Genomic DNA, 11,977 nt, shown 5'->3' on the forward strand with positions numbered 1-11,977 from the left:
GCGACGGAGGCTTTCTCAACGGTCCTCGGCTACCGCAGTTAATCAGCCGACTCACCAGGGGTACGCAGAAGGCGCTGGAACGGAAGTCATGATTCCGTTCCAGCGCCTTAGCGGCATCTGCATATTAGACGCGAATAGCATCCACAATCTTGACTCGGGCTGCCACCAGCGCGGGAAGCACACCGGTCAGTGCGCCTACGGCGATGGAAACTCCCATGCCAAGTAGGGCCGCACCGATAGGGAATGCCGGCATTTGATCCAGCTCGGTAGCCATCACCATATTCAGCAGATTCTCGTTGGAGACCAAGGCAACGGAGATGAGCACGCCAATGCCACCTGCTACGGCCGTGGCCACGACGCTTTCCATCATCACCGAGAAGAATACGCGTCCGGTTGTTGCACCGAAGCTGCGTCGGATACCCACTTCGCGGATACGCTGCTTCATGGTCACCATGGCAACATTGAGCAGACTCAGGGAACCAAGCAGCAAGATGATGATTGCGATCCCGGCAACCACCATGGTCAACATCTTCAAGCTCTCATCAGCACCCCACATCAGATAATCTTCGCGGTGCGCATCAACTGTGAGACCAGGAAGTTCTGCCTGCATTTGCTGGCCGAAGTGCATGGCCAGCTCTTCGGATCCCTCGATGGGCACCCACAGCTTGTAGCTGACCTCATTGAGCGGAGCTTGCATGCCGAACCAGTGCTCATAGGTGGCCGGCAGCATCCACAGCTTGCCGCCCATGCCGTAGCTAGATGCTTTGGTGGTTCCGATGACCGTAACTGAGACGGTGTTCCCATTGCTCATCAAATCCACGGTTAAAGGCAGTCGCTGGCCTTCCAGTCCCAATTCTTTGATGAAGGTGTGGTCAACCACCGCCGCTGGGGCAAGATTCTGTGCATCTTCGGCTTCCAGCCAGCGGCCGTCAGTAACAACTAACCGGTGCATTGGAGCGTAGTCGGGATCAACCACCATGATCTCGGCATCAAGGCTCAGCCCTTGGGCTGAAGCTTTCTGGTCGTAGCTGCGTCCCATCACGGTGGTGTACTCGACCTTGAACCGGTCACTGGTCTTTTGAAAGGCCTCATCGATTTGGTCGTTGCCCGCAGGACCAGCATCCGAGTTCGGGTCGTAGGCGTAGACAACAATCATTGCTGGCCGACCCTCGCTTTCAAGGCTTTCGGTCATCATCTGACGCGCCATGCCAGCTCCGGCCAATGCCGTAGTCAACGAGGCCACCGCAATGGTGACACCAACCAAGGAGAGCAAGACGCGCAACTTGTGAATACGCAGTTCCTGCCATGCCTCCAGCAGCGCAGCAACAAAACCGGTTCCTAAGCGAGTTAAGGATTTCATCTTGCCGCCACCTCACTGAGCGGATGCAGCCGCCCGCCATCCAACTGCAGCTGTTCTCGGGCCAAGGCCGCAACATTGCTGTCGTGCGTGATGGTGATCAGGGCAGCGCCGGAATCAACCGTGGCGGAATCCAAGAGATCCATCACCGCACGTCCGGTAGTGACATCCAAGGCACCGGTGGGCTCATCGGCCAGTACGACTCGTGGCCGGCGGACCAGCGCGCGAGCGATGGCCACACGTTGCTGCTCACCACCGGAGAGGGTCTGGGGCATTGAATCCAAGCGTTTGCCCAGTCCCACGCGCTCCAAGGACTCGGTTGCTAGCTTGCGCCGATTCCAGAAGTCGCGTCCACCGGCGTACATCAGTGGAGCCATGACATTTTCCAGGGCAGTGCGTCCTGGCAGGAGGTTGAACTGCTGGAAAACGAAACCGAGGTCGCGCCCGCGTGCATGGGCCGCCTGTTTGGCGCTCAGCCGGGTCGCATCCTTGCCTCGCCACAGCAGGCTGCCGTTGGTGGGCCGATCAAGCAGGCCAAGGATATTCAGCAGCGTGGACTTGCCCGTACCCGAACGGCCGACAATGGCTATGTGATCGCCTTCGGACACCGTGAGATCAATCCCGTTGAGGATATGCAGCTCGCTGTCATCGGGCAGCAGGACGCTGCGCGTGACATTCTCGAGCTTCAGCAATGGCTCACCACTCATCTGAGTAGGACTCCATATCCATCATTTCTTCAGGTGCCGGGGTGGATCCTGGGACGAAGCGGAGAATTTCCGTCTCATCCTTCAGTCCTGAAATCACCTCGATGACCTTTCCGTCGGTCACGCCAAGCTCTACCTCGGTGCGGATTTCCTTGCCGTTTTCATCCAGCCGCCACACCGCACCCTGGCCAACCAGGCCGCGAACAGCCGATACCGGTACGGTCAATACGTCCTCGGCGGTGCCTGCATCAATTTCCATGTTCATGCTCAGGCCGTCGAAAACCACGATGTCTGCAGGTACGGCACAAGAAATCTCGCTGCCCGAAGAGCTCTCCGTGGATTCTCCGGATGCCATTGGATCCATCTGCGATTCCATGTCCTGGTCTGCGGAGCCGGCGCTGGTTTTCTTCGAAGCGCTGTCACCGACAGACAGGTCCTTGCAGGTGAATGGCTCCGGTCCGCCGTCAATGGTGATCGTTGCTTCGAGGCTTTCATCGAGCAACCGGTAGCGGTCCAGCGGATCGATCGAACCGGCGGCCAAGAATTCTTGGGGCTGGATCGCGCCGAGTCCTGTGCCCTTGGTGACGTCATCGCCAACCTCGTTCTGGAAAGCGCCGACCTTGCCTGTGGCCGTTGCGTAGACGTCGTGGTACTTCACCACTGGCGCAGCTTCCTGCGGTTGCTGCTCGTCTTGTGAACCTTCACTATCCGAGTCGTTGGCCTCAACGCTCTCTGGCTGGGATTCGGCGCGGACCTGGAAGATTCGATCGCCGAGGGAGACATTGTCGCCTGGCTTGACGAAAGCCCAATTGACAACGCCGTCCACGGGCGCATTCAGCTCTTTCGATTCGGTGAGCTTAATGGTTCCGGGGATGGACAGCTTGTTCTCCACCGTGGCTTTCTCAGCAAAGATGGTCTCTGCCGGGATCTCTCCGGTGGGGAACAGGTCATCGTCGGCGCTGGCAGTGCCGCCGGCAAACGCGAGTTTCACGAGGCTGACGGCGATCAAGGCGCCGATAACTAGCCATGCAGCGGGAAGGAATATGCGACGGAACGCGCGTCGTTGGCTCATAGGGTTGCTCTTTTCACCATTCAATGATTACCAAAGTGTTCAGCAACTACCAAGCTCAAACGGAGAAAACACGCAACCTTTATCAGATTGAGATTTATTTTTACTTTGCAGGTCAGAACGGGTACTCAAATTAGTAGTTGAAGGTCGTAGGGAAGCTTCTCGACCTCCCGGGGTGAAGCGGGGCAGTCTCCGGGGCTCGATGCCGCGGAGCTCTTCGGTGGATGTGGAGCTCCCGAGGCGTAGTGCCATTGCTTCTGTACTGGCCCCGGGGTCGGCAGGATTGTTCCAGGCCGGTTTCTGCCAAGCCTTTCGGGTGCCGCGGGCGAGCGGGGGTGCCAAAGCCGCTGTCGCAGAGCATCGACCTTCATTGCTGTCCGCTAGGGCCTGAATCGTGAATTTGGCAGGTGACAAGCACGTTTAATCCATGGGCAAAGAAGTGCACCGATTGCTTCATTTTCAGCCAAATTTATTTCCTTCTATTTGCTGGCACAAAGCCGAATGCCGGCGTAGGATGTCGGCATATCGTTGTCTTGAATTGGGGGATTTAAAGACGAATTGAAACACTCGCATTCATTTCGCATCTTTAGATGCATTGGGGAACTTATCCTGAGCAGTTGAGCCACATGGGGTGGCTGAATCATGGGCCAGGCTTTCATTATCTGAGGTCAAAGCCTTACTATAGCTCGCTCTTTTTCGGGTGGATCGCTCCTGCACGCCGCGCGATCCACTCAGGACATTCTTGTATGGGGGAGAAATGTCTAGGCATCAAAGGCGTGGCACTTTTGTGCCAAATTTGCGCCGTAAAACAGCTTTAAACAGATTATTAAAAGGATGCTTGGCGATAATTTCGTCGATTTCCTTGTGCTTTGCCATGACCATTCCGGGCATGGCAGTTGCTGCCGAAACTTCTGTTGGGGAAGAAGTCGAGGCCAAACAGCAGGGGACTGAACCGGAGAACTCTGAATCGGTCCTGGCCACCGGCTCGGCCGAGGAAACCACCACCGAAGCCGACGAATCGTCCACGGCTGACACGGGGGAAGAGCAGCCAGCTGCTGAAGCAGTAGACAGTGCCAAGACCTCGGCGCCAGAGGAAGAAGCAGCGGCTGAACCCGAGTCCGCCCCTGCACCGGCAACGGCAACTCAGAAGCCAGAAAAGCCAAAAGCTGTGGAAACCACGCAGCCGGCATCCGATACGAAATCCGAGGAATCAGCTGCGCCCAAGACAGAGAAGAAGCCAGTGGACAAGGCTTCACCGGAACTTGCGCAGCCGAAGGCCGAAGTTTCGGAATCGGAAGATTCTACCGGGTCCTCGACAGCGGCCCGCGAGCCGATCACGGCCGCTGCCCTTGAGTCAGGTGCTCCGCGGATTTGCGAGTACAACGAAGGAGACGGCTCGGTCGACACCTTCATGCAGAAGTCCGATGAGATGCCCGCCTTCGCCAACGGCAATGTCCACGAAGGGCTCTATGAGGGCGGTGTGGTTCACCAGCGCTTGGAAATGACATTGCCCGCCGGCGAAAACGAGCTGGTCATCAATTACCAGGTCAAGCAGGCCGGCAAATGGGCCTATGACTATTTGCTCAACGAGACAGTGGACGGCGCGAACATCACCGGCTGGACTGTCGATGAAGGCGCCGGGAACGACCGCGTCGACACCGTCTTCATCACATTGATGGTCGACGGAGAAGAAGGCGACGAGTCAAGCGTCACCCTCTACTTCGATGCGCATATCGCCTCCGAGCTGGATCACGGCCCGGGCACCGGTGCTTCCTCAATCAACGGTTCGCCGTACCACGTCCTGATCTCGTCGTTGAACTGCAAGTCCATTGGACAACGCGACAACCAGATCCAGGCCGGTGCGGTCCAAGCCGGTTCCGTAACCGTCATCAAGGACGCGGTTCCTGCCGACGGCACGGATTTCGACTTCACCCTCGCCGAGGACCGCTTCGGCGACTCGACATCATTCAACCTCGATGACAGTGCCGATTCCGATACCGGCGCGAGCTTGCCGCAGAGCGTCACCTACACCGTGGCGCCAGCTACGATCACCGTCACCGAAGAGGACTTGCCAGCTGGCTGGAATCTTTCCTCGATCGCCTGCACCGGCGCCGCCGCTATCCGCAGCGGTTCGGCCATCACTTTCAACCTGGGCGACAACGATGAAGTCACCTGTACCTTCACCAACACGAAGACCACCTACGATGAGTTCACGGTCCACAAGGATGTGCAGGCATCCTATGACCGCGACTACGACTGGGATCTGGACAAGTCGCTGGCCGAGGGCCAGCAAGCCACAGTGAAGGCCACGGCCACCGGAGTGGACGTCGGCTACAACGTGGTCGCCACCGCCAGCGAGGCCCAGGACAGCAACTTCCAGCTCTCCGGCACCATTACCGTGATGAACCCGAATGACACGGAGATGTCCGGGATCACGCTGGCCGACCAGCTTGATGGAGCCAATTGCGTCATCTCCGCTGGCGGATCGCCGATCGCCAATCCGGTGACCATCCAGCCCGGCGAGAATTCCTTCACCTATGAATGCGACCTGCCCGAGGGAACCAGTGCCGCCAGCGCCGGCACCAACACGGTCAGTGCAACCTGGGACCCGGAGGCCTACTATGGCACCGATGGCCAAGCCAGCGCCTCGGCCGACTACGATTTCGCGTCCGTCTCGCCAACGGTGACCGACGATGAAGTCACCGTCACCGATAGCGAAATCGACCTTTCGGGCATCGCCGGCGGTAACACCGTTACAGCGGGGGAAAGCCCGAAGACCTTCGCGTACACCATCGAGTGGGACGGCGTGCTCGGAGAATGCACCGACTACCAGAACATCGCCAGCCTCGCCGCAGACGACGGTGAAACGCTGACCGACAATGCCACCGTGGAAGTCTGCATCGGCCAGGACCTGGCTATCGAGAAGCTGGTCGTGTCCAGTTTCAACCGCAGCTACGACTGGAGCATCGCCAAGGACGCAGTAGGCGAGCAGCCATTCACCGCGGATCCGGAAACCGGCGAATTCACCGCGCAATACTCCGTCACTGTCACTCCCGAAAGCTATTCGGACAGCGACTGGGCCATGAGCGGAACCATCACGGTATCCAACCCCAATGACTGGCAAGCCATTGACGTGACCGTCACCGACCAGGTCGATGTGGGCGGGGACGCAACCTGCCAGGTGGTCGGCATTGCCGGCGAACCGGACACGCTGGACGCCGATCCGGTGGCACCGGGCTTCCAGGCAACACTGGATGCCTCCCAAACACTGACCTTCAGCTACAGCTGCACCTTCGGATCGCAGCCGAATTACGAGGGCAGCAACACCGCCGAAGTGACGTGGTCCTCCAGCGAGGCCTCCACCGCTTCGGGCAGCGCCACCGAAGTTGTACCGGTGGATGCAGGCGACTGGACGCAGACACCGCTGAACCAGACGGTGACCGTGACCGACCCGCTGCATGAGTTCGATCCGGCCTGGACCATCAATTACTCCGATGGACCGCAGACTCGGACCTATGAATACACCTGGACGGTGGAGGAGGCCGGCAAGTGCCAGAGCTTCATGAACACCGCCACGATCACCGGAAGCAACCAGCTGGTCAAGAGCGATGACGCCCAAGTCGAAACGTGCCGCCAGGCAGGGCTGACCGTCACCAAGGACGTGACGGCCTCCTACGACCGCACCTACTTGTGGAGCATCGACAAGCAGCTGGCCGAGGGCCAATCGCCAGATGCCGTGGTCGAGGAAGACGGAACCGCTACCGTTCACTACACGGTGCTGGTGGACAACACCGGCTACGAGGATTCCGGGCAGCAGCTTTCCGGATCCATTACCGTGGCCAATCCCAACGAATTCGAAGACCTCGAAGTGACGATCAGCGACGAGAATACCCTTTCGGCCGCCTGCACCATCGTGGCCGAGGACTCGAATCCGGGGATGGAAGGCATGCAGCAGGTGGTGCCGCGCAGCGGCTCGATCACCGTGGACTACAACTGCGATGCATCGGCCGTGGCGGAGGCCGACTACACCGGCCACACCAACACGGCGGTGGTCACCTGGGGTGATGGGCTGCAGGCTGAGAGCCAGCCGGTACCCATCGACTTCACCCTGGATGAGAGCACCGATGAATCCGTTGGCGTCTGGGATGACCAGGCTGATCCTTCCGGGGACCCGGTACTGTTGGGCACGGTCCACTACGCCGACGCCCCGCAGAGCTTCAGCTACGAGATCACCTACGAAGTGCCGCGCGATGAATGCCTGGTCTTCACGAATACCGCGTGGGTGGATCTGGCCGGCGAGGACATCGAGGACTCGCAGGACGTGGGCATCTGCGACCAGAAGAATCTGGTTATCACCAAGGACGTGGACGCCAGCTACGCACGCGACTACGACTGGTCGCTTCACAAGCAGGTGGACCACAGCGAATTCACGGTCGCCGGCAACGGCACGGTTACCGCGCACTACACGGTAGTGGCCACCGCCGGCGAAGCGCAGGACAGCGCGAAGCAGGTGTCCGGGACCATCACCATCAGCAACCCGAACACGCAAGTCGGGGACCTGGTGGCAACGGTCACCGATGTGCTCTCCATCCCGTCGGCCAGCTGCACCATCGATGGCACCGATGCGGATGGAACTGCCGGCGGTTTCCAGCTCGTGCTCGGTGACGGGGAAAGCACCACCCTGGGCTACAACTGCCAGGTCCCGGCGGACACCGACATCACCGCCCAGTACACGAACACCGCAACCGTGGCCTGGGGCCAGGAGCGCCAGGCTGAAACGGACGTCGATTTCGGGTTCGAGCAGGCCCTGCTGACCGACGGCGAAGTCGCCATCACCGATGACCAAACCGTTGAAGGCCAGGAAGTGGTGCTGGGCACCGCGATGGCCGGGGAATCGCCGAAGGCCTTCGAATACGACCTGGAACTGCAGGGCGTGGCCGGAACCTGCACCGAGTACACCAACACCGCGGTGCTCGATGAGGCCACCGGCGAGGGCGAGGAGAACACAGCTTCGGCCAGTACCACGGTGTGCGCCGGAGCAGATCTGGATATCGCCAAGAACGTCGTGACCTCCTTCGATCGCTCCTACCTGTGGTCGCTGGACAAGGAGCTGCTCTCCGGGCAACCGCTGGCAGCCAACCCGAGTACCGGCGAGGCCACGGCGAACTACCGGATCACCGTGACCCCCGAAGGCCACGAGGACGGCAATTGGGCAATGAGCGGAGAAATCACGCTGGCCAACCCGAACGACTGGCAGGACGCGCCGGTCACGGTGCAGGACTTCGCCGATGTCGGCGGAGACGCGGCCTGCACGATCACCGGGGTGCAGGGCGAAGCGGTGGCGGACATGTCCGCCGAGCAAGCCGGCTTCCAGACGGTGATCCCCGCAGGGGCCCAATGGGTGATGGCCTACTCGTGCACCTTCGCATCCCAACCGGACTACGAAGGCAGCAACACCGCCACCGTGGACTGGGACGCCCAGGCGCTGAGCACGGCCAATAGCCAGGACTCGGACACCGTGGGGATTTCGGAACAGGACTGGAACCAGACGCCGCTGAACGACACGGTCACCATCACGGACAGCGCCCACGAGTTCGATCCGGCGTGGACAGTGGATGTGGCCGATGGGCCGCAAAGCCGGGACTACTCGTTGACGTGGAACGTGGAGGAGGCAGGCACCTGCCAGGTCTTCGAGAACGTCGCCACGCTCACCGGCGATGACGGCTTCACCGTGACGGACAATGCGCTCGCCGAAGCCTGCCGCGAAGCGGCCTTGGAGATCAGCAAGACCGTCGAAGCCGCGTACGACCGCACCTACCAATGGCAGATCGACAAGGCCTTGGCCGAAGGCCAGGACCAGGAGATCACCACCAACGGGGCGGCCAGCGAACCGGTGGACTATGTGGTCAAGGTGGAGAACACCGGGTACGAGGATTCGGGATGGGTGCTGGAAGGCCAGATCACCATCACCAATCCGAACCAGTACACGGGCATCGACGCCACGATCCAGGACGTGGTCGATCTGGACGCGGTCACCTGCACCACCTCTGAATCGCTGGTGGGCATCCCGGCCAACGGGACAATCACCGTCGGCTACAGCTGCGATGTCTCCGCAGGAGTCGATGCCGGCTCCTACAGCGGCGGCACCAACACCGCCACGGTCAGCTGGGGCGATGACCGGGCATCGAGCACGCAGGTGCCCATCGAATTCGCCATTGATTCCCGCATCGATCGTCAGGTTGAGATCTGGGATGACCAGTCGAATCCCCAGGAGCCGGTGCTGCTGCGCACCGTGGACATCGATGATTCGCCGGTGCTCATCGAGTACCAGCTGGAGCATGATGCTCCGGCCGGTGAATGCATGAGCTACACGAACACCGCCTGGGTCGATATCCAGGCAGGGGAGGATCCGAGGGATGAGGCGACCGTGCAGCTATGCGGCTTGCTCGATCTGATGATTGCCAAGGATGCCGAAGCCAGCTTCGATCGGACCTACCTGTGGGATCTGGAGAAGAAGGTTGACCGCACCGAAGCCGTCGTCGCCGAGGACGGCACCGCCGACTTCTCCTACACCGTGTCGGCCATCCCGGACGGAGCGGAGGATTCCGGCCATGAAGTGCACGGCATGATCGTGCTGGTGAATCCGAACCGCTTCGCATCGGCCTCGACGGTAGCCACCATCACCGATGAGATCAGCATCGAAGGGGTCACGTGCACCATCGACGCCGAGGACGCCGATCCGCAAACCGGGGGCCTGCAAGTCGCGGTCCCGGTGGGCAGCGACGGAACCGGAGCCACAGTGCAGCTGCCTTACAGCTGCTCGGGTACCCCCGGCCAGCTGCACGGCAGCAACACGGTTACCGCAACCTGGGGCGAGGGTTCGGTGGCCACGTCAACCGCACCGGTGGACTACCTGCTGGATGCTGAAACCGATCAGCAGGTCACCGTCATCGATGACAAGACCAACCCCGAGTCGCCGGTAGTGCTGGGCGAAGCGATCTGGAATGCCGAAGGCACCCCGGTCGACTTCGACTACACCCTGCGCCACCAGGCCCAGGCCGGCACCTGCACCGAGTTCACCAACACCGCGGTGATCCAGCAGACCGGGGCCGATGATTCGACCACCGTCACCCTCTGCGGACAGAAGGCCCTGGGCCTGCAGAAGACCGCGCAGGGACTGGTGGATCTGGATTACGAATGGGAGGTAGAGAAGCGGATCGACCAGAGCAAGCTCACCGCGAACGGGGATGGAACCTTCACCGCGCACTACTGGGTTCAGGCTCGCAACACCGCAGCCGGTGAGCAGAACTTGCGGCTGGCCGGTGAAGTGATGGTGCAGAACCCGAATGATTTCGGTTCCATCACCGCCACCTTGGAAGACCGGATCGATACCGCTGGCACCAGCTGCCGGATCGATCTGGAGGATGCCGATGAGGCGGCCGCTGGATTGCAGGTCGTGCTCGATGCCGGGGAGAACTTGGGGGCCCGGTATGAATGCGACCTCGCTAGCTGGCTCACCACCGATGCCTTCGAGGGAGCAGTCAATACGGTGATTGCCACCTTCGATGACCGCGAAGTGCGTGCCGAGGCACCGATCGGCTTCACGATCGATGCAGTCACGGACGAATCGGTGAGAGTCACCGATGACATGATGGATCCTGGCGCCGAACCGAAGGTGCTCGGAGAAGTCCACGTCCCGCAAGCTCCCATGCAGTTCGAATACGAACAGGTGCTGGAACCCGAAGCGGGAACCTGCACGGTATACACCAATACCGCGGCAGTGCATGAGAGTACCGACGGCAACGGCAAGGACGAATCCTCGGTGGACCTGCAACTGTGCATTGAGCAGGGCCTGATGATCGCCAAGAGCGCCGACGCCCAGTACGTCAGGGACTACGACTGGTCGGCCCGCAAGGAGGCGAAGGAAACGAAGTTCGAGGTTGACCCGGACGGGCAGGCCACGGCCAAGTACACGGTCCAGGCGATGCTGGAGGGCTACGAAGACCAGGACTTCACCGTCACCGGTGAGATCACCGTGGCCAATCCGAATGACTTCAAGGACACGCAAGTGCTCCTGGAAGACAAGCTATCCATCGACGGGGCCAGCTGCTCCATCGAAGGATTGGCGGAGGGGAAGCTGGAGCTTGCGGCCGGGGAAACCCGCACCGTGAAGTACAGCTGCACCTTCGAAACACCTGTTGCCGAGGCCGACTACACCGGCCACGAGAACACAGTGAACGCCAGCTGGACCGACGTGGAAGGGACAACCCGCACGGTCAGTGCCAAGGCTCCGCTGGAATTCGAGGCGGCTTCGGCCACCGATGAATTGGTGACGGTCTTCGATGACTACACCAATCCCGGCCAGCCGCGGGAACTGGGCACGGTCAAGGCCGAAGAGCAGAGCAAGAAGTTCACGTACGAACTGGTCTTGGACGGCGTAGCCGGCAAGTGCCAGACGATGACGAATACGGCCTCGATACCGGAGAAGTCCGGCGAGGATGGGAACAATTCGGATTCGGCGGACGTGGAAGTTTGCTCCGAGGCTCCGCAGGCAGCGCCACCGGCACCACCGGTTCCTCCGGCTCCGCCAGCGCCGGCACCACCTGCCCCGCCAGCACCGCTTGCGGCAACCGGCCTTGACCAGGGCTCGTTGTGGCTGGCAGGGGCTGCAGGGATGGTGATTATCGCCGGAGCATTGATCCTGCTTCGGTACCGTCGCCGGAACCCATAGTCCGCGCGCCAGTTGGATGCCGGTCTTGCCTTTTGAGGCAGGGCCGGCATTCGGCGTGCGGGGAACAATCCCTGCTGCTTCGGGGCTAGTGCCTTGGAAACAGAACAGGCCCGGTC

The 11,977-nt window shown here is 60.7% G+C and carries 4 protein-coding genes; 1 reads left to right on the top strand and 3 read right to left on the bottom strand.

Annotated features, from left to right (window positions below; all coding sequences use genetic code 11):
- Positions 1-124 precede the first annotated feature (124 nt).
- Genes ACWICV_RS00970 through ACWICV_RS00980 form a run of 3 tightly spaced genes read right to left on the bottom strand, consistent with a single transcriptional unit; the run spans position 125 to position 3,133 of the window.
- Positions 125-1,360, bottom strand: coding sequence for an ABC transporter permease (locus ACWICV_RS00970; protein WP_454090910.1), 1,236 nt, complete (start codon positions 1,358-1,360; stop codon positions 125-127).
- Positions 1,357-2,064 carry an ABC transporter ATP-binding protein gene (locus ACWICV_RS00975; RefSeq protein ID WP_105658038.1) on the bottom strand — a complete coding sequence of 236 codons (708 nt, stop codon included), beginning with the start codon at positions 2,062-2,064 and terminating at the stop codon, positions 1,357-1,359. Before ACWICV_RS00975 ends, ACWICV_RS00970 begins: the two co-directional genes overlap by 4 nt.
- Positions 2,054-3,133, bottom strand: coding sequence for an efflux RND transporter periplasmic adaptor subunit (locus ACWICV_RS00980; RefSeq protein WP_454090909.1), 1,080 nt, complete (start codon positions 3,131-3,133; stop codon positions 2,054-2,056). Before ACWICV_RS00980 ends, ACWICV_RS00975 begins: the two co-directional genes overlap by 11 nt.
- Positions 3,134-3,968: 835 nt before the next feature.
- Here ACWICV_RS00980 and ACWICV_RS00985 point away from each other — a divergent pair.
- A complete protein-coding gene (locus ACWICV_RS00985) occupies positions 3,969-11,861 on the top strand; it encodes a prealbumin-like fold domain-containing protein (protein WP_454090908.1) in 7,893 nt (2,630 codons plus the stop codon).
- The last annotated feature ends 116 nt before the right edge of the window (positions 11,862-11,977 follow it).

The organism is Glutamicibacter sp. NPDC055354 (assembly GCF_053644955.1).

Coding starts and splice junctions, on each gene's coding strand:
- ACWICV_RS00970 (WP_454090910.1), bottom strand. CDS start 1,360: ATGAAATCCTTAACTCGCTTAGGAACCGGTTTTGTTGCTGCGCTGCTG.
- ACWICV_RS00975 (WP_105658038.1), bottom strand. CDS start 2,064: ATGAGTGGTGAGCCATTGCTGAAGCTCGAGAATGTCACGCGCAGCGTC.
- ACWICV_RS00980 (WP_454090909.1), bottom strand. CDS start 3,133: ATGAGCCAACGACGCGCGTTCCGTCGCATATTCCTTCCCGCTGCATGG.